Annotated in this window: 20 protein-coding genes; 12 read left to right on the top strand and 8 right to left on the bottom strand. The window is 52.9% G+C overall.

All coding sequences use genetic code 11. The features are described 5' to 3' along the window. Positions 1–71 precede the first annotated feature (71 nt). Entirely contained in the window at positions 72–245 is a 174-nt protein-coding gene (locus ACWAU4_RS05070) for a hypothetical protein (protein WP_096142315.1), read from the top strand. A 38-nt stretch (positions 246–283) separates the two neighbouring features. On the opposite strand, the gene aroG is transcribed toward ACWAU4_RS05070, so the two are convergent. Then, positions 284–1339, bottom strand: coding sequence for a 3-deoxy-7-phosphoheptulonate synthase AroG (gene aroG, locus ACWAU4_RS05065; RefSeq protein ID WP_044733847.1), 1056 nt, complete (start codon positions 1337–1339; stop codon positions 284–286). A gap of 291 nt (positions 1340–1630) precedes the next feature. Here aroG and ACWAU4_RS05060 point away from each other — a divergent pair, with 291 nt between their 5' ends. The 3 genes from ACWAU4_RS05060 (at position 1631) to ACWAU4_RS05050 (ending at position 4762) form a co-directional block, all read left to right on the top strand. Continuing rightward, positions 1631–2374: a type 2 periplasmic-binding domain-containing protein gene (locus tag ACWAU4_RS05060; protein WP_144132784.1), complete on the top strand. Its 744-nt coding sequence runs from the start codon at positions 1631–1633 to the stop codon at positions 2372–2374. Between the two features lie 230 nt (positions 2375–2604). Then, positions 2605–3462 carry a lipase family protein gene (locus ACWAU4_RS05055; RefSeq protein WP_454290466.1) on the top strand — a complete coding sequence of 286 codons (858 nt, stop codon included), beginning with the start codon at positions 2605–2607 and terminating at the stop codon, positions 3460–3462. A 10-nt stretch (positions 3463–3472) separates the two neighbouring features. Beyond that, the gene (locus tag ACWAU4_RS05050) at positions 3473–4762 is read left to right on the top strand and encodes a DUF4785 family protein (RefSeq protein ID WP_219002392.1); all 1290 of its coding nucleotides are present in this window, start codon (positions 3473–3475) and stop codon (positions 4760–4762) included. A 159-nt stretch (positions 4763–4921) separates the two neighbouring features. On the opposite strand, the gene ACWAU4_RS05045 is transcribed toward ACWAU4_RS05050, so the two are convergent. The 4 genes from ACWAU4_RS05045 to glnK form a co-directional block, all read right to left on the bottom strand. Beyond that, the gene (locus ACWAU4_RS05045) at positions 4922–6076 is read right to left on the bottom strand and encodes a tetratricopeptide repeat protein (RefSeq protein ID WP_071238608.1); all 1155 of its coding nucleotides are present in this window, start codon (positions 6074–6076) and stop codon (positions 4922–4924) included. A gap of 166 nt (positions 6077–6242) precedes the next feature. Continuing rightward, positions 6243–6614, bottom strand: coding sequence for a hypothetical protein (locus tag ACWAU4_RS05040; protein WP_236574467.1), 372 nt, complete (start codon positions 6612–6614; stop codon positions 6243–6245). Positions 6615–6862: 248 nt separating this feature from the next. Further along, positions 6863–8113: an ammonium transporter gene (locus ACWAU4_RS05035; RefSeq protein WP_156020107.1), complete on the bottom strand. Its 1251-nt coding sequence runs from the start codon at positions 8111–8113 to the stop codon at positions 6863–6865. Between the two features lie 10 nt (positions 8114–8123). Beyond that, a complete protein-coding gene (gene glnK, locus ACWAU4_RS05030) occupies positions 8124–8462 on the bottom strand; it encodes a P-II family nitrogen regulator (protein WP_025011521.1) in 339 nt (112 codons plus the stop codon). Positions 8463–8763: 301 nt separating this feature from the next. Between glnK and ACWAU4_RS05025 the strand changes: the two genes are divergently transcribed. Further along, complete coding sequence (locus ACWAU4_RS05025) at positions 8764–9306, top strand: hydrolase (RefSeq protein ID WP_144221059.1); 543 nt, start codon at positions 8764–8766, stop codon at positions 9304–9306. 79 nt (positions 9307–9385) lie between these two features. On the opposite strand, the gene nrfA is transcribed toward ACWAU4_RS05025, so the two are convergent. Next, positions 9386–10789: an ammonia-forming nitrite reductase cytochrome c552 subunit gene (gene nrfA / locus ACWAU4_RS05020; protein WP_044733844.1), complete on the bottom strand. Its 1404-nt coding sequence runs from the start codon at positions 10787–10789 to the stop codon at positions 9386–9388. 315 nt (positions 10790–11104) lie between these two features. Between nrfA and narQ the strand changes: the two genes are divergently transcribed. Both narQ and ACWAU4_RS05010 read left to right on the top strand, forming a co-directional pair. Next, positions 11105–12814 (top strand): nitrate/nitrite two-component system sensor histidine kinase NarQ, encoded by a 1710-nt coding sequence (gene narQ, locus ACWAU4_RS05015; protein WP_123115811.1) that lies wholly within the window; start codon positions 11105–11107, stop codon positions 12812–12814. After that, positions 12807–13436: a response regulator gene (locus ACWAU4_RS05010; protein WP_025011524.1), complete on the top strand. Its 630-nt coding sequence runs from the start codon at positions 12807–12809 to the stop codon at positions 13434–13436. Before narQ ends, ACWAU4_RS05010 begins: the two co-directional genes overlap by 8 nt. A 55-nt stretch (positions 13437–13491) precedes the next feature. On the opposite strand, the gene ACWAU4_RS05005 is transcribed toward ACWAU4_RS05010, so the two are convergent. Further along, on the bottom strand, positions 13492–13866 hold the full coding sequence (locus ACWAU4_RS05005; protein WP_025011525.1) for a YacL family protein: 375 nt from the start codon (positions 13864–13866) through the stop codon (positions 13492–13494). A 425-nt stretch (positions 13867–14291) separates the two neighbouring features. Between ACWAU4_RS05005 and zntB the strand changes: the two genes are divergently transcribed. After that, complete coding sequence (gene zntB / locus ACWAU4_RS05000; protein ID WP_144221060.1) at positions 14292–15260, top strand: zinc transporter ZntB; 969 nt, start codon at positions 14292–14294, stop codon at positions 15258–15260. 90 nt (positions 15261–15350) lie between these two features. Here zntB and fkpA read toward each other — a convergent pair whose 3' ends face one another. Continuing rightward, on the bottom strand, positions 15351–16127 hold the full coding sequence (fkpA, locus tag ACWAU4_RS04995; protein WP_025011527.1) for an FKBP-type peptidyl-prolyl cis-trans isomerase: 777 nt from the start codon (positions 16125–16127) through the stop codon (positions 15351–15353). Between the two features lie 205 nt (positions 16128–16332). Between fkpA and ACWAU4_RS04990 the strand changes: the two genes are divergently transcribed. From ACWAU4_RS04990 to ACWAU4_RS04975, 4 genes are read left to right on the top strand one after another with little or no spacing between them, the layout of a single operon-like run. Beyond that, positions 16333–17307, top strand: a complete 975-nt coding sequence (locus ACWAU4_RS04990) for a WD40 repeat domain-containing protein (RefSeq protein ID WP_144221061.1) — start codon at positions 16333–16335, stop codon at positions 17305–17307. Between the two features lie 3 nt (positions 17308–17310). Further along, a complete protein-coding gene (locus tag ACWAU4_RS04985; RefSeq protein WP_107006056.1) occupies positions 17311–17523 on the top strand; it encodes a SlyX family protein in 213 nt (70 codons plus the stop codon). A gap of 21 nt (positions 17524–17544) precedes the next feature. Further along, positions 17545–18033 carry a peptide deformylase gene (gene def / locus ACWAU4_RS04980; protein WP_107006057.1) on the top strand — a complete coding sequence of 163 codons (489 nt, stop codon included), beginning with the start codon at positions 17545–17547 and terminating at the stop codon, positions 18031–18033. Continuing rightward, positions 18030–19385, top strand: a complete 1356-nt coding sequence (locus ACWAU4_RS04975) for a COG3014 family protein (RefSeq protein WP_208162009.1) — start codon at positions 18030–18032, stop codon at positions 19383–19385. The genes def and ACWAU4_RS04975 overlap by 4 nt, the downstream gene beginning before the upstream one ends. The last annotated feature ends 3 nt before the right edge of the window (positions 19386–19388 follow it).

Here is a 19388-nt window from a genome sequence, read left to right as displayed (position 1 = left end):
AACAAGTGTTCAAAAAATGTCAAACAAACCGGCCCGCACCGATTTTTACCGTATATTTTGAAGGAAATCTTATGTTGGATTCAAAAGTTCAATACCCGCCCCTGCCGCTGATCCAAACCTGGGTATGGATGATGATCGAATCAGGCAACCCCGAGATCCAGGAAAAAGGCCGTAACAACCTGATAGCTTCCTTTGGCAGTCTGGCCAAAGCCAACGAATACTTGGCACAGCAAGCCCAAAAATAAAGGCGCCGATGGCGCCTTTATCTATGTAGTAGAAACATTCAACCCTGACGGCGTTTAAGCACGCTGTCGTTGAGCATTGACAGCAGCCTCTCTGTATCATCCCAACCAATGCAGGCATCGGTAATGCTCTGGCCATAACAAAGAGGCTGTCCGGGTTTGAGATCCTGACGTCCTTCCACCAGATGACTCTCCACCATCACCCCAAAAATTGCCTGCTGTTTGGCGGCAATCTGGCCGCAGACATCTTCAGCTACCAACATCTGACGCCGGAAGTCCTTACTGGAGTTGGCATGGCTGAAATCAATCATCACCTTGGGTTTCAGACCGGCACTCTCAAGCTGAGAACATATCTGGGCCACATGGGCCGAGCTGTAGTTGGGCTCGCGTCCACCGCGCAGAATGATATGGCAGTCATCATTCCCCTTGGTTGACACAATCGCCGAATGGCCAAACTTGGTCACAGACAGGAAATGGTGTGGCGCACTGGCGGCCCCAATGGCATCTATCGCCACCTTGATGGTGCCATCTGTACCGTTTTTGAATCCCACAGGGCAAGAGAGGCCCGATGCCAACTCCCGATGAACCTGGGACTCTGTGGTACGGGCTCCAATAGCGCCCCAACACATGAGGTCGGCCATATACTGCGGGGTAATCATATCGAGAAACTCACCCGCGGTTGGCACCTGGTTGTCATTCAATTCGAGCAGCAATTTGCGGGCAGTTCTCAGGCCGTCGTTGAGCTTGAAGCTGTTATCCATGTATGGATCGTTAATCAGCCCCTTCCAGCCCACTGTCGTTCTGGGTTTTTCAAAATAAACCCGCATCACCACTTCCAGTTGATCCTGATAGGCCGTTCTGAGCTTGGCCAGACGCGCACCATACTCCAACGCAGCTTCAGGGTCGTGAATAGAGCATGGCCCTATCACCACCAGCAGGCGATCATCCTGTCCCTGAAGAATTCTGTGAATATTTTCCCTGGCCTTAAAGACAGTTGAGGAAGCGCGCTCGGTTGCCGGAAATCGTTCCAGAATGGCTATCGGTGGCAGTAACTCTTTAACTTCATTAATCCGTACATCATCATTCTGGTAATACATAAATGTCACACTACTCCGGCTATTGATAAGAATCTCTTGTTTTGGATAACAGTTTCAATCTATCCGTTATATTCAACCAATGCAATTGACTTATATGGGTTTACAGGCAAATCTGCCCTTTTATTGTTTTTTGTATGGCAATCTTATGATTTAATAAAAAATTCTTTAAGTGTGATATTGCAAACGAAAGAGATGTTCAGCAACCAATGGGCAGTAAAACAGGCAAACAGCCTATAGGCCCCAGGAACCGAATTATAATTACACCTGATACCCAGTAACCCAAGGCCAACTGTGATCCGACTCTGTCTGCTATCTGTACTCATGCTGATGCCTCTTGCCCAAGCCAAGTCGCAGGCCAATCGGTCGGTGACCTTTTCCACCAGTTTCTCCATCGCGCCTTTCTTTACTGAAGACCGCCACAACGGCATCCAATACCAGTTACTGAAACAAGCCTTGCAACACAGGCAACTCACCTTGGGAGATATCGCTTTTACGCCCCCCAAACGCGCCTTGCGGCTGCTGTTGGCCGGCCAGGTCGATTGTCTTATCAATGCTCCGCCCGGACTCAAAGGGATGCACTACACCCCGAGCCTGCTCAGTTACCAAAACAGCATCTTTCTGCTCGCCGATAACCAGAGAATCATTGAGCAAGTCGCCGATCTCGCCCATATACGCCTGGCGGCCTTTCAAAATGCCAGCCATTACCTGGGAGCGGAATTTGCCAAGATGGCCCGCCTGAATCCGGATTACAGTGAAATTGCCAATCAGAGTAATCAGGTGGCTATGTTGCTGGGGAATAGAGTTGAGGCAATAGTGTTGGAAAGGCGAATTTTTGCCTATAACTATCAAAAACTTGCTGAGAAAAAGGACTCACTTCCTCCTGTAAGGGAAGTATCGCTGTTCGAAGAGGCCCCACGCTTTCTGGCTTGCCGGGATCCTGAGATAGCCGCCGAAATAACCGCCGGTATCGAGTGGCTTTATGAGCAGGGAGTTGCCGAGCGTATTCTGGCCGAACCACCACAGTTTGATGACTGACAATATTCAAACCCGAGTAGTTTTCCATCAGGCTTTATTTATCTGAAAAAACAGCAGATAAATAAAGTCAAAGCTGAAATTCAAACACAATCCCACATTAAACCCTCTTCAGACAATCAAATATTCCGCATAAAGTCTTGCCGCCTTAACATATCGAAGTTAGCTTAATTAGTGGATGAGCATACTTATCCGTTCAACAAAATAATGACAATCAACAAGAGAAATGCGACATGAAAATATCCACCACCCTAATGATGTTGGGTCTTTGTAGTGTCTGCTCCCTGAGTCATGGCGCCACCGGCGTCGCCTTTGTCCATGGAACAGGAAAACAAACCGATGCCCTGAACGATTACTGGACCCGCGAGTTTGTCGATTCAGTTCGTCAAGGTATCAGCACCCCGAGTAACTATCAGGTCATCAACTGTGACTTCGAACAATATATGTGGGATGAGGCCGCTGCCGGCTGTCTGGTCGATCAGCTGCAGAGCTTTATCAACGCCCGCAATCTGGATCAACTGCTCCTCATCACCCACTCCAATGGCGGCAACATAGTGCGCTGGGTCTTGTCCAATCCCACCTGGGATGGACGTTATCCAGCTGTGATCAACAGCATCAGCAGAGTGATAGCGCTGGCTCCTTCCAGTGCCGGTACACCACTGGCCGATGCCGTCACTCAAGGCAATGTGTTTGAAACCAGTCTCGGCTGGCTGCTCGGTTACGACAGCGATGCCGTCAAACAGCAGCAAGTGGGTTGGATGGCGCAATACAACAGTCAATGGCTGTACGGCACAGCCGGGCGCCCTTCTCTGGGTAAGCCTTTTGAAGCTGTTGTCGGCTCGGACGTGGAGTCGGCAGTTTGGGACAGCGACAGCTATTGCGGCGGCTATCAGTACCAGGTCGGGTTGGAGACTACCCAAAACTGGCTGGATAACTGCTCCGACGGTTTTCTTGAGTGCAGCTCCCAGAGTGCCGCCGGCAGTGTCTGGTTTACCGATAAGCAGAAAACCCGTGACAGAGAACCTTTGAGTCACCATCAAAGCCGCCGGGCCTGTTTTAATCTCGACGCCCTTCTGCGCAATCATATCTGAGGACGTAAGTATGAAGATGCATATCAGCAAGACACCGCTGCTGGCAGCGATACTCCTGAGCCTCACGGGTTGCCAGGATGATGCCAAGGTAGAACAAAACCAGCAGCCCAAAAGCCTGACCTTGGCCATGGTGCCGCCCCAGGCAAACGATATCAAGGCTTCAGAAGAGCTAGATACAGGGCAATTGCCGCCCTTGAATACCTCCAGGGAAGATGTCAGCTTTGTCAGGGCGCTGTCAGGGGAATATCAAGCCCAGCTGCCGGACAAAACCGCCAGTGCCAGCAGTGATGAATACTGGTTGATGGTTACAGGCGCCGAGCTTAACCAAGGCATAGAGCTGCCATTAACCCAAGGCAGCAGCGTTATCCGTCTGGCTCCTCGCTGGGATAAAAGCAGCGGCGCCCCGACTGCCCCCAAGAGCATCGCTCCGGACGCAGTTCAACTCAGCTCGACCGCAGGCAAAACTGAGAACAAACGTCTTATCCGCCACGCCGTAGACTCAGAGTCTCTGGCCAGCGCCGGGATGGATGATGACTCCAGTGCCCTGTTGCTGAACTCAGATATCAAGCCCGGTCTCTATCGCCTGCAGGTCGCCGCAGCGCTAACCGCCACTGACAACTATCTGGTTAATGTCAAAGAGAAAGGCTCTGCCTATCGTCTCAAGTTAAGCACCCCATCATCACTCGAGGCCAACACCCATCTCGAGTTGGAGCTGGCGCTTGAGAACGATAAGGCCATGGGTTCACCTCGTTTGGCCAGTGCCCGGCTGCAGCAAGCAAGCGGCGAGCAAACCCCACTGCAACTCAGCCAAAGTGGCGACAGCTGGCGACTGCAAAATGAGCAGCTGCCCATGCCCTCAAGCAATGCGGGTTTCAGTGAACTGGTGGTCGATATTGAGACCCAGGTGGATAACACCTTGGTACGACGTACCGTCAAGACCGCCTTCAAGCAGTTCTATCCATCGGCGCGGCTGGCACCCGAAATCAAAGTTGGTTGGCAAAATGGTCTGCCAAGTGCCCTCAACTTTACGCTGGAGCTGGCCCAAAGTGGTCGTTTTGGGGTGTCGGCAATACTCACAGGGATGGACTCCCAGGGGCGGGAAATCGCCATACTGCAGAGTGAAAGCGCAGCCTGGCTGACACAAGAGCAAAACAGTCTGCAGTTGCCTCTAAACCTTGAGCTAATCCAAAATTCGGGCTTAAAGCCGCCCTATGGTGTCAGGGCAGTTGAGCTCAAGGATATGGGGCAGATGGCGCGCTTGAGTTACCGCGACAAGGCGCTGAGTTTAGATGCCCTTTAAGGCCAGCTTTCAGGCAGAGAGAAACTTATAGCCAGAAAGCAACTTATAGCCCAAAAGCAACAAAGCCCGATGCAGATGTCAGCATCGGGCTTTTTACTCTGCTGCTTGGCTTAACCGATTGCGCCTTTATAACCCCACTCTTTCAGCCAAGCTTTTGAATCAATGCCCTTCCATCGCATGCAACTTGGCCTGATAGCGTTTTTTCTGCTCGCCGTCACCGGCCAGCGCCAACGCCTTTTGCAGATTGCTCTTCGCTCGGTCGGAGTCCCCTTTTGCCCAATAGGTTCTGGACAAACCAAAGTAAAACTCGTGGCGATAATCCGCCTTCTCAATCGCTCTTCGATACCAACTCAGCGCCTCATCATATTGGCGATCCATGTAGGCTTGCTGCGCCATATCATAGTAGTAATAAGGATTCCGGATCCGGGCAAGCTCCAGTACCTTGTGCACTTCGGCCCATTCATCCAGTCTATCCTGGCTACTCAGCATGACCGCCAGGTTATAGAGGGTAGTCATGTTTTCCGGCTCAAGCGTCAACGCATAGCGGTAGACCCGCTCGGCCATCTGTTCCATGCCCCTGGCGCGATAGAGCACCGCCAGGCTGTTGAGCGCCGGAATAAACAGACTCTGCTGTTGCAAGCTCTTTTTCAGCAAGCCGTATGCGAGATCCCAATTCTCATTGATCAATGCCTCGGCCGCCGCATTGTTGTAATACATGGCGACCACAGTACCTTGGCTGATCTTATTGACCTTATAGCTGCGCACAGCACGCTCGGGCAGGAAATCCACCAGAATGGAACGCTCGGTGACATGGAAGACATGATTATTCTTGGGCGGGTATAGCTTGAGATTGATATGACCATTGACCAGATAAAAGGCGCCTTGGCGATCCCAGACCGGGGGCACTTCCACATCACGAAATTCAACCTCTATCCCCAGTTGTTGCGCCATGGCCGCCGTCAGGATCACCAGTGACATGCAGTTTCCGGCCCTGTCGTGAAAGGTTTCGGCGGCGGTGCGGGTGTAGTTGTCCTGATAGCGAAAGCCGCCCTTGTCGGCATGGATATAGTCAGCCAACCACTCGTGGGCCAACTCCTGATTGGACATGAGTGCGCTGCGGCTATAGGCACCTCTGAGCAACTGCACCGCCTCGGGAGGCAAGGCGAATAACTCGGCGGGCTCGGGGATATTCCCAACCTCTTTGAATTGGTTATCCTGAAACAGGCTGCCAAGGGCCATCTTGCTTGGCACCGGGGTACTGCTGCAACCGCAAAATAGCAGCAGCAAAACCGCACCAATTAAGCGACTCAACATGGTAGCGGATAGAGCGCCAGAGAGAGCACGAATGAGAGGGCCGGAGAAAGCGCTTGAGAAAGTGCCTGAGAACATAGGGCCTCCTGAGTTAAGGCTTCTTTACTGAAAGCTTAAGTCAGACTGGCCACTCCTGCCGCGCCAAAGGGTGACAAAATGTGAATATCCCCTAGTTCAAGCCTTCATTTCCGGGAGCGATAACTTCGGAACCCGGCTTGGGGATCCCTATATAGAGCTGCTGTTGCCGGTAAAGATAGGGGCGATAAAAATGGCCATCGCAGGAAAAGTAGCGATAGGGGCGCATGTAAGGAACACATATAGCAGGCAGGCTGCGGAGGATCTCCAGTTGCTGCTGCGAGCGCAGTAGTTCCTGCCACTCATGCTGACGCAGTAATTCATCCCTGACGGCAAAGGCATCGAAGGGCTCACTGGCATCACGAACCACCACTTGTCCTGCCTCGGCATTTCCAAGCCACAGCAAAGTACTGAACAAAGTGCAGAGAAAAGTACCGGTCAGCTTCATTACACTGAGAGTCTTCATCGCCATCCCCTTAGGCTCCAGGCTGTTTCTGCTTTCAGTCTGCCCCCAAGAGCGTCTGTCATCAAGCGCCATAGCCCCAAAATGCGCTTTTCCTGGCCGACTCCCGCCAAGCCAGGTAACAACAAGGCCGGTAACCCCAAAGCCAGCTCTAACGAAAAGCCACCTCACAAGAGATGGCTTAAAGATAAAGGAAGCTTGCCTGGTCTCTCAAGAACACTCATGGCTTATCAGCTGGCGTTCCTGGCCTTTCAACTGGCGTTCTTGACAGTCACAAACTCAGGATAGGCATCGATACCGCAATCCGACGCGTCCATACCGTTGTATTCTTCCTCTTCGGTCACCCGGATCCCCATGGTCACTTTCAAGGCGCCCCACACCAGCAATGACGCCAGGAACACCCAGGCAGAGATCACCGCAGCGCCAAACAGTTGCCCTGTCACACTGGCATCGGCATTGGACAGAGGCACCATCATCAAACCGAAGAAACCGGCGACCCCGTGCACCGAGATAGCCCCGACAGGATCATCTACCTTGATGCGGTCAAAGCCCACGATGGAGAACACCACCAAACCGCCGGCTACCAGGCCTATCACACCCGCCATAGGCAGAGAGGGCGACAATGGATCGGCCGTGATAGCCACCAAACCAGCCAAAGTACCATTGAGTATCATGGTCAAGTCGGCCTTGCCCCACACCATCTTACAGACGATCAGTGCAGATACCGCGCCGAAGGCCGCCGCCGAATTGGTGTTGACGAAGACTTTGGCCACGGCGCTGGCATTCTCGGCATCAGAGACCAGTAACTGAGAACCACCGTTGAAACCGAACCAACCCATCCAGAGGATAAAAGTCCCCAGGGTTGCCAGCGGCAGGTTGGATCCCGGGATAGGGTTAACCTGGCCATTGGCGCCATATTTACCTTTACGGGCCCCCAGCAGCAAGACGCCGGCCAAGGCCGCGGCCGCACCGGCCATATGCACTATGCCGCTACCGGCAAAGTCGACAAAGCCGGCTTCGGAAAGGAAACCACCGCCCCAGGTCCAGTAACCTTCCACCGGATAGATGACTGCCGTCATTACCAGGCTGAATGCCAGGAAAGCCCACAGGCGCATGCGCTCGGCCACGGCGCCGGAAACAATCGACATGGCTGTAGCCACAAATACCACCTGGAAGAAGAAATCAGACTCCAGCGCATGGTCGGCGTCAGCAGCTTGAGATCCTATCAAGGTGCTGATGCTCGGCAGCCAGCCGCCCTCGCCATTGTCCACATACATGATGTTGTAACCCACTATCAGGTAGGTGATACAGGCGATTGAATAGAGACAGATGTTTTTGGTGAGTATCTCTGTGGTATTTTTGGAACGCACTAACCCGGCCTCCAGCATGGCGAAACCTGCCGCCATCCACATCACCAGCGCGCCGGAGATCAGAAAGTAAAAGGTGTCCAGCGCAAAACGCAGCTCTGTGACCGTAGTACCCAATTTGCTCAGTTCTTCCATCTTCTCCCCCTTACAGCGCTTCTGTATCTGTTTCGCCCGTACGAATACGGATAACCTGTTCCAGATCTGTCACAAAGATCTTGCCGTCACCTATCTTGCCGGTATGGGCGGCGTTGGTGATGACCTCCAGCAGGTGCTCAAGATTCTCCGCCTTGGTGGCTATCTCGAGCTTAACCTTGGGCAGAAAGTCCACCTGATACTCGGCTCCCCGATAGAGCTCTGTATGCCCCTTTTGTCGGCCAAAACCTTTGACTTCGGTGACCGTCATCCCCTCAATGCCTATGCCCGCAATCGCTTCGCGGACATCATCAAGCTTGAACGGCTTAATGATTGCGCTGACTAATTTCATCCAGACCTCCAGAATCGCCTTGCTGTATTGGTGTTATGCCAAAAGCAATTCAAGCATCAGGCCAAAATGTTAATTTTTTGTTTTATAAAGAGTTAGTTTTTACGGACCAGGTTGAGAGCTGCAGATATGCACCAATTAGGTGCAAGTAAGGCTTGGGCGCACAAAAAAAGCGCAATCATCTACGACCTAAGGCCTATTGGCTTAAGCCCTGTACTGACGTTAACTGAATGTCCTGTCGTTGACTGAAGCGAAAGAAGGACTCGTTTGCACCTGTCCTAAGACCAACCTGAAGGAGAACAAGATGTTAAAAGCGGAAGAATGTGTGCTGGTCATAGTGGATGTTCAGGGCAAACTGGCGCAGATAATGGACAAGAGTGAACAGCTGCATCAGCAAATGGCCATGCTGATAGAAGGCACGGCCTTGTTTGATATCCCAGTGCTCTGGCTGGAACAGTTGCCACAGAAGCTCGGCCCCACTACAGAGTCGCTGGCTGCCCTGCTATCCAAGACCACTTCGCCGATTGCCAAGCATCACTTCAGTGGCTGGCACTGCCCGGCGTTCCGTGAGGCACTGTTGAGCACGGGCCGCAAACAGGTACTGCTGGCCGGGATAGAGGCACATGTCTGTGTCTATCAAACCTGTGGTGATCTTATCGAGCAGGGTTTCTATGTGCACTTGATAGCCGATGCCGTCAGCTCCCGCAGTGAAAGCAACAAACGCTTGGGAATAGAGATGATGAAGCAGCAGGGAGCCAGGCTCAACAACAGCGAATCTTTACTGTTTGAACTGCAACATCAGGCAGAAGGTGAACGCTTTAAGGCTCTGCTTAAGCTGATCAAATAAGCCTGTAATCACTGCTGGCTTGTAAGATAAAAAAATCCCCGCGGTGCGGGGATTTTTCATTTTGTTATGTTAACGACTGTTACTTGTAGGTCGCTTCACGCTTCTTGGCTTCAGCATCCCACTTAGGCAGAACATTTTTCTTGAAGTCTTCCTTGTCGGAAACCATCTTCTTCATGTCCATACCCAGAGCAGCCTGAGCCTTGGCCTTGGTGGAGATATCAGGCAGAGCGACAGGCTCAACGATACCTTTCTTGGCCAGCAGCTGCGCCAGTTTCACCCGGGCGTTGGCAGCCTTGTCAACCGCAGTACCCAGTACCCGCAGCGCTTCATCAGGAGCGTGAGCCGCGACACCGTGAGAGGCGATAGCATAATCCCAGCGCCATTGAGCATGACGGATATCAGTCAGGATTGGCTTCATCTCGGCTTCGGTCGCACCGGCTTTCCATGCTGCAGCAGCTTCGAAGTGTGCCTTGACGATTTGATCTTCGGCCTTCAGCTTCAGCTCTTTAACTTTGGCTTTACGCTCGGCAGTCAGGTTCTCCATAAACTCTTTGCTCTGTGTGTGGCACTGAGCACAGGTTTCTTCAAAGCGGTCGAAAGGATTACCCACTTTGTGATCGGTGAACTTACGACCCTTGTCGTTGGTTACTTTAGGCATGTGACAGTCAACACAGGTCACGTTGTTCTTACCATGAACCCCCAGCTGCCAGGTTTCATAACCTGGGTGCTGTGCCTTCAGCATAGGAGTCTTGGACAGAGCGTGAGTCCAGTCGGCAAACTCGATGGCATCGTAGTAAGCTTCCATGGACTCCACTGTAGTGCCTTGATCCCATGGGAACTTAACAAAGCCCTTACGGCCTTCCACTTTCTCAAAGTAGTATTCTACGTGACACTGGCCACAAACCATGGATTGCTTGTCTTTGCGGGAAGCCTTATCAAATGGCGTACCCAGGGTCTCCATGGCGCGCTCGGCAAAAGGACGGCCCAAACGCAGCTTAGGCGAACCTTTCTCGTGACAATCGCCACAACCTATGGCGTTAACCACTTCAGGGCCACCTTTGGCCCACTTGCCGGTGAAGTAACCATCTTCACCTTGCTCTTCAATCAGGCGAGGTACATCCGGGCTCTTACAGCTCCAGCAAGCCATTGGCATTGGGCCATCTTCGGCACTCTTTGGCGCACCGGTACGCAGGGTGTTGCGCACATCGGTCACGGCATAAATGTGGCCACGAGGGGCATTGTAGTCCTTGGCGAAACCATAACCGGCCCACAGGATCACCAGGTTGGGATCTTCTGCCAATACGTCAACAATTTCAGCACTCTTTGCAGTGTCATGCCAACTGGCATATTGATTTTTGAACTTGTCTTTGTAGACTTCGTTGCGAGGCTCGGTCTTGTCACTCGCAAACGCACCGGCAGCCATTACGCTTGCCGCGACCAATGCACTGAGTGCAAAGGATTTTTGGCTTAATTTTTTCACCATCTCATCTCCGTGTTACTTTATCGTTATTTGCAATAACCACGACATCTCCAAGGTCAAAAGTAGCCGCTTGAATACGCCAAAAATATACCTCTTAGGGGGTATCCGGGGCGAAGTTTGCGCCAGATCAAAATGTGAAGGCGATGTTGTTCACATTTTTGTACTCTTGTTAATGTATTCAAGCGCTGGCTAATGTAGAACTCTGAGACCCAAGTCCTTTTTTATTCTCGACAATCTTATCGGCGCGTTTCCTTTCCGATAATCGAGAGTAACGCTGCAGGGACTGAGGAAACCTTAGCAAAAGTGAGTGAATATTTCATGAAACGAGGCAGTTTGACCTCTACCATTTTAGGCTTAATGCTGACCCTTATCCTGCTCTCAAGCGGTCTGGCCACTTTTGCCATTATCAATCTGTCTTACAGCCTGGGAGATGCCAGGGCGATCAACGCTTCCGGCTCACTGCGAATGCAGAGCTACCGGCTGATGTTTTATGCCAACTCCGGCAGTGAAGAAGCGCTGCAAAAAATTCGCGAATTTGAAAACACCCTCTACTCAGATGCCTTGGTACGCTCAATGGACTGGTCATCGCCGGCCAGGCTCGGGCAGCAATACCAACTGGTGATCAGCAAGTGGAAAGTCATGAAGTACTACATAGAGCAGGAAGACTCGCGCAACTATGCCTCCTCGCTGAAGGACTTTGTCGATACCATAGATTTGCTGGTATTGGAGATGGAGCACCACGCCGCCTTCAAACTAAGATTGCTGGCCGTCAGCCAGATAGTGGGCTTGGGGTTGATGCTGCTGATTGCCTTTATCGCCGTGCGCTTTACCAAACGCAAGGTGGTGGTGCCGCTGCAACAGATGATGGAATCAGCCAACACTATTTCCAAGGGTAACTTTGCCGTCGAAATGCCGAAGACGGAATATATTGAGCTCAGCGCTCTTTCCGATGCCCTCGACAGTACGGCTCAGGAGCTGGCAACTCTCTACGGCAACCTAGAAACTCAGGTGAAGGAGAAGACCCTGGCGTTGACCCGTGCCAACCGTGAGCTCAAATTTCTTTATGACAATCTGGTGTTGCTGCATTCGGGCAAACTCAATTTCGAGGTGATGCGGCAGTCGCTGCTGCAACTCAAGGAGTATGAGCACCTGCAACATCTGCGGCTGATTATTCAGCAGGATGAAGATGCCATGGAGGTAATCGCCACCGACGAGGATATCTGGCCGCAAGCCGGGCAAACCATGCAGTTTCCGCTCAAGTTTGAACAACAGGAACTCGGCTTTCTGGAAGTGATAGGCGAGCACGATATCAATGTGCCTCTGTTTGAAAACTTCGCCATCATGCTGGCTCGCTCGATTGTGATTCACAACGCCTCCGAACAACGCCAACAGCTGGCCCTGCTGGAAGAGCGGGCGGTTATCGCCAGGGAGCTGCACGATTCTCTCGGGCAACTGCTGTCCTTCCTGAAAATCCAGATAAGTTTGCTGCGTAAAGGCCTCGACCAGAGCTGCAAAAGCCCGGCGGTGACCCAACAGCTCGAAGAACTCAATGAGGGGGTGACCACAGCCTACGCCCAGCTCAGAGAACTGCTGTCTACCTTCCGCCTGACCGTTAAAGAACCCAATCTGCGCAACGCCCTCGAGGCCATGCTGGAGCAACTGCGCAGCCAAACAGACACGGAGCTGGAACTCAGCTATCGCCTGCCGCCACAGTTACTGGCGGCGCACCAACATATTCACATTCTGCAACTCACCCGAGAAGCCACCCTCAATGCCATTAAACATGCAAATGCGAGTCGTATTTGTATCAGCTGCGAAAAGAACTCTGATAACATGGTGGTTATCAGTGTCGAAGACAACGGCATAGGCCTGGCGCATATCAAGGAAAGGGATCAACATTTCGGCATAGGGATAATGCACGAGCGAGCCAGCCGCCTCTCGGGTATGGTTGAATTTTCCAGTAATGCGTCGGGAGGCACCAGTGTTGTCCTGACTTTCCCACCTCAGCAGGAGCCACATCATGGGTAAACCTTATTCAGTTCTGGTAGTCGATGACCATCCCTTACTGCGTCGCGGTATCTGTCAGTTACTGGCATCCGATCCTGACTTTAGTCTCTTCGGTGAAGCCGGTACCGGACTCGACGCCTTGGCGGCTACCGCCGAAAACGAGCCGGACATTATCCTGCTGGATCTGAATATGAAAGGCATGACGGGTCTCGATACCCTGAACGCCCTGCGTCAGGAGGGAGTCACCTCCAGAATCGTTATCCTGACGGTTTCCGATGCCAAACAGGATGTTATCCGTTTGCTGCGAGCCGGCGCCGATGGTTACCTGCTCAAGGATACCGAACCCGATCTGCTGCTTGGGCAGCTGAAAGAAGCCATGTCCGGCCACCGAGTGATCAGCGCCGAAGTGGAAGACTATCTGTTTGAATTGAAAAATGCCGCCGACGAAGAAGCCTGGCTCGACAGCCTGACACCAAGAGAGTTACAGATACTGCAGCATCTGGCTGAAGGCCAGAGCAACAGAGTGATCTCCGAAGAACTGCATATCAGCGAAGGCACGGTCAAGGTGCATGTCAAAAACCTGCTTCGCAAGGCCAATGCCAAGTCCCGCACCGAAATGGCTGTGCGTTATCTCAACCGTTAAGCCACGAAAAAGGGACGCCACTGCGTCCCTTCTCATTGCTGCCAATGCCGCTTGTTCAGCGACTCTGGTGCAGAAAGTCACACCAACTCTCAAGCACATCCTGAAAGTCTTCCAGGCCGCACCAGGCTTCTGACTCGGCATCATAAAGGGAGAGGGACTCATCCAACTCCTGACTCTCACCGAATTCGAGCACATTGGCGTAAACCCGCACCTGCTCCTGATCCAGTTGCAGCGTCAGATCCCGGCCAATCAACTGCCATTCGCGAATGCGCCCTGACTGTAAATCCGCCAATGCCTGTTTGACCTGAGTGCAGATCTCGGCGTTATCCGCCAACTCTTCAGAGAACCATTGCCCCAGTACATGATGCTCCATACTGAAGCGGGCCATTGCGGTTCCCGTCAGTGAATTGCGCCGAAATTCGTATTCCATGGTGCCACTTCTTTTGCTGTAACCAAACCTATCCTAATTTTAACCCAGAGCCCTGGGGATTGCCCATAGTTGTGCCCGGGCTTTGCTTTCTATCGTAATACCATTCCTATAGAAATTTGATCGGCTCAGAACTGTGCCAGCCATTGGGGTTCAAGCCAGATTGGCGATGGCATAGTGATGCTACGGCGAGACAAGTTGGTGTAGTCATCGGGTGGCTGACAAGCTCTCCAAGGGCGAGTTGAAAAAGCGCGTATGCGGCGCAAGCCAATGTCGCTTTATCCCGATAGTCGCTTTATCCCGATATCCTTCCATTACTTTACTTGCCTGCCTGCCCAGCTTTTCATTGTCCCTGAGAGAGTAAATTCCTATGCCCAGTGGTATAACTAGGTTAGCTTGAACTAAAGCAAACCTATGAGAGTGAATCTATGGCCGAAAAACAGTTTTGTGCCTTGCTGCTCAACGGGGAGATGGCAGGCAAGGAGTTGACGCAGCAACAGGTCAGCGACTGGCGCCCGGAGCAGGGCATACTCTGGCTGCATCTGGACTATAAGAAGAAATCCAACCGTCAGTGGTTGCAACAACACAGCGGCCTGGAAGCGCTGGAAGTGGCAGCACTGTTGGCGCAGGACACTCGCCCCAGGGTGGTACAATCCGGCCAGGGATTCCTGCTGGCGCTCAGAGGGGTCAATCACAACCCCGGGGCCGACCCTGAAGACATGGTGTCGATACGCCTCTACCTGGACAATCACAGAATTATCAGCACCAGCAGTCGCGAGCTGTTATCGGTCAAAGACATCATCCAGAGCGTCAGCCAGGGAGCTGGCCCCGGCAATACCGGGGAGTTTTTGCTGGCGCTGACGCAGCGCCTCACCCAACGTAAGACGGAGTTTATCGACCGGCTGGAAGAAACTGTCGACGATCTGGAAGACAAGGTCATGGCCGGTAACGACAGAGATCTACGCAGCGATATCGCCGAGCTCAGGCGCCAGATAGTGGTAGTCCGGCGCTACCTGGCGCCGCAGCGGGAAGCCTTTACCCGCCTGCTGGCAGACTCAGCCAAGGTATTTGATGAACAGCAGCGGCTTAAATTCAACGAAATCAATGATCAACTCATTCGCTGCATCGAAGATCTGGACGCAATCAGAGACAGGGCCAGCGTCACCCAGGAAGAGTTACAAAACCGTCAGGCCGAGGCAGTCAATCGCCGCCTCTATTTCCTGTCGCTGATCAGCGCCGTCTTTCTGCCGCTGGGTTTTCTTACCGGTCTGCTCGGGGTCAATATCGCCGGGATCCCGGGCGCCGATGTCGGCTGGGCCTTCGGAGCCTTTTGCCTGTTCCTGTTGCTATTGGTAGGGGGACAGTTGTGGCTGTTCTATCGCTATAAGTGGCTTTAGAATTACTGACGCAATAAGTGACTGTAAACAGAAAGGACGCCAGCGGCGTCCTTTTCAATATCGGGTATCCACTTTCCGTAAAAGAAGGGATTACTTGGCAGAAGCCTCGGCTTCGGTCGGCTCTACGGGGGCTTCGGCCTTTTTGACCTTGAGCAACTCGACTTCAAAGATGAGTGTGGAGTTGGCAGGAATAGTACCCATATCACGCTCGCCATAGGCCAGCTCAGATGGGATAACGAAGCGATACTTGGCGCCTACCGGCATCAGCTGAACCCCTTCGGTCCAGCCCGGGATCACCCGGTTCAGGGCAAACTCTGCCGGTTCACCGCGGGAGTAGGAGCTGTCAAACTCAGTGCCGTCGATCAGAGTACCACGGTAGTGAACTGTCACTACGTCTTCGGCGGCCGGCTTCTCACCCTCGCCTGGAGTCAATACTTCGTATTGCAGACCTGACTCAGTGGTGATCACACCCTCTTTGGCCTTGTTCTGTTCCAGATAAGCCTTGCTTTCCTGCATCGACTTGGCCGCCATCTCCTGGACCTTGGCCATACGTTTTTCATTCAGCTTCTGGTCCAGACCTTCAAGCACTTTCTGCATCTCATCTTCAGTCAGTTGCAGCTCGTCTTTCAGCCCCTGTTGGAAACCTGTCACAATCAAAGCACGATCGACTGAGAAACCCAGCTCTTCCTGCTCCTTGATATGGCCGGCCATGTAGCGGCCAATAGAGGCGCCCACGCTATAGGCTTCTTTCTGCTCGACAGAGCTCAGTTCCACTTTGTCGGCACTCGCTGTTTTTTGTTCTTGGTTACAGGCGGAAAGGCCGATCAGGGCCAGTGCGACCAGTGAAATTTTGTAAATCGGTTTCATTAAAGGCATCCTCAGGATCTTCAAATGGTTACAATTAACCCAAAATATGTAAGACGACTCACTTTATACCAGTTAACTTTGAGATACAAAGCAGATTATCCATACTGGTTAACAAGGGAAAGCGGCCGACAAACCGATAACCCTTGCATGGAAGCGACAGCGTTTTACCCTTACTCAAAATGACAAGTCGAGGCGGTATAAGTTCATGGCAATAAACAGATTGCTACTTATTTGCACGCTCAGTTTTACTTTGCTTGGCCTTGGTGCCTGCCATCCAGGCCCCAATAGCAGCCAATCCTTGGCGGCCGATCCCAGCTACAGCGCCAGCCTCTCTGCCGATGGCCGCTACGCTTTGATAAGCAGCCAGGAGGGGATCAGGCTTTGGGATCTCAGACAAGGCGCGGTCAAGTATCAGTGGGCTCAAGGCAGTGAAGCCAATGATGTCATCGCCACGGATATCTCGGCCAATGGAGAATATGCGGTGACGTTAAGCCGCGATTCAGTTGCACTGTGGAAAATCGCCGACGGCCGGGCGGCGGGTTGGTGGTCACTGCCGGCAGTAGCCCAGGCTGTGGCCGTGGCCGACAACGGCCAGTTGCTGGTGGGGCTGGCCGATGGCGCGGTGATGTCGCTGACCCCGACCACAGGTGTGCTGGTGAAATTTCTTGGCCACAGCGAAAAGGTCAACAGCGTTGCCCTCTCTGCCGATGGCCGCCTGGCATTGACCGGCGCCAACGATGCCACCGCCCTGCTGTGGCGCACCCAGAATGCTCAGGTACTGAGGCGCTGGCAGATGGACTCCAGGGTACTGAAGGTTGCCCTCAGCCGCAGCGGTAACCTCAGTTTAGTGTCCGACAGTACCGGCAATGCCGACATTTGGCACAATGACTCAGGGAAACTGGCCAGCTCGCTGGCGATAGTCCGGCGGCAAATGAACTTTTCGGCAGCGCGCTTTATCCAACAGGAGCAGGCCTTGTTGACCGGTACGCCGGCCAGAGAATTGAGTCTGTGGCAGGTCGATTCGGGGAAAAAAGTCGCCAACTGGCAAGTTTCACTGCCAAAAAAGCCTTTGCCCCAAAGCGCCGTAGTATACTCAGTGTCTGAATCCGACAACGGCCAACTTCAGAGTATCAGCAGTGCCAGCTTGCTGGAACGCTGGTCGGCGCCAACACAGAGGTAAGTAATGCAAGCAATCCCGGACAGGATCGAAGAGCTCGAAACCAAGCTGTCATTTCAGGAAGCCACACTGGAAGAATTGAGTCAGGAGATTTTCGAACTCAATAAAGTCGTGGCCGAGCAGCAGTTTCAGATCCAGTTGTTAATCGGTAAACTCAAAGCGGTAGAACCGAGCAATATCGCGTCTCAATCGGAAGAAACGCCGCCGCCTCACTACTGAGTCGAATAAAGGGGGATAAGGATGTTAGCCATAGCAACCTACGGAGAACGTATTCTGGGACAGGCTGCCCAGCCGGTTCAACTGTTCGATGAACCTTTGTCAGCCCTGGCCGAGAAAATGCTCGAGACCATGAAACTGGCACAGGGCGTAGGCATAGCCGCGCCTCAGGTAGGCCAAGGTATCCGCTTGTTTATTATGGCATCCCATCCCAACGACAGATATCCGGATGCGCCTTTGATGGCGCCCCAGGTGGTGATCAACCCGCAGATACTCAAACGCTCAGGCAAGATGCTGGCCGGAGAAGAAGGTTGCCTGTCTCTGCCCGGTGAAAGAGTACAGATTCTGCGCCATGAAAGCATAGAGGTACGTTATCAGGACCTCAGCGGCGAGTGGCAACAAGAATGGTTACAAGGCTTTGTCGCGCGCATTTTTCAGCATGAATATGATCATCTGGAAGGACTCACCTTGAGAGAACGACTGGAGATCCAAAACCAAGGAGCCGACTCTTGAAGTCAGGCAAGTTACTGCTGCCACTGTTGTTGTCTCTGAGCCTCACTGGCTGCGCCTTCAACAGTGTATTGGTCAACTATCCATCCCAACTGGCCGGCGTTCGCGCCGAACTCAACTCATCAATGCCGGGCAATGCCGCCAAGGAATTGGCAGGCGGGATCAACAGCCGAGATGGCCTGCTCTATGCCCAGGAAGCGGGGCGCGCCGCCCAGATAAGCGGCGATTTCACCGCCAGCAAAGACTATTACCAAAGCGCCATAGCCGCCTATCAGGCATTCGACGACAAGGCCAAGCTCAGTTTGTCCGAGCTGGGTTCACAGGGCGGCAGCCTGCTGCTGAACGACAATATCATTCCCTATCGTGGTCCCGGGTATGAGCGCATCATGCTGCACCAATATCAGGCTCTCAATTATCTGTTTGCCGGCGATGCCGAAGGTGCGTTGGTGGAGGTGCGTCGCAGTAATGAACTGCAATCGCTGGAACAGCAAAGGTATGAGAAATCCAGCAGCGCGGTGCAACAGATGGCCAACGGCACTATCAGCGCCGAAATGGATAAACTGGGCAAGGCGGCCGGCAGTGTCACCAGCTCGTTTTTGAACGCCTACAGTTACTACACCACAGGGGTACTGCACGAAATCCTTGGTGAGCGCAACGATGCCTTTATCGACTATCGCAAGGCGGCGCAGATTATGCCGGATAATCCTTATTTGCAGCAGGATCTGGTGCGCTTGGCCAAAGAGCTTGCCATGCCTCAGTATGATGAGTTCAAACGCCGTTGGGGAGAAGCGCCCACGCCCGCCAAGGGGCAAGGCCAGGTCATCTTGCTGCTGGAGCGTGGCTTTGTGCCCGCCAAGGAGAGCCTAACAGTTCCCTTCACCATTCACGGCAACTGGCAAACTGTCTCTCTGCCCACCTATATGCCATCCAGAGTGCCGGTAAGCAGTGCCCATATCCGCGGCTTGTCAAAACCTATGACCGCAGCCCCGATAGCCAACATAGATGCCTTGGCCATCACGGCGCTCAAGGAGGAACTACCCTATCTGCTGGTGCGCCAGGCCGCCAGGGTCTATGCCAAGTCGGAAATGGCCCGCAAGGCCGAACGCAAAGACGGTTCGGACCTTGGGGTAATCGCCATGCAGATATTCAACGTGGTCACAGAGCAAGCCGATCGCCGCAGTTGGCTCACGTTACCTAGGCAGGCACAGATAGCGAGGCAGTTTGTCGATGCCGGCAGCTATCAACTAACCCTGGACAATCAGGGCACGGAAATTCAGGTTCAGAGTGGCAAGACCACTCTGGTCTGGGCAATAGACACTGGCAATGTCACACGTTTTTATACAAAATTGATTTGATAA

This window comes from Shewanella sp. FeAMO (assembly GCF_053653955.1).
The sequence above is the reverse complement of the archived record's forward strand: the minus strand, read 5'-3'. Positions and strand labels throughout refer to the sequence as shown.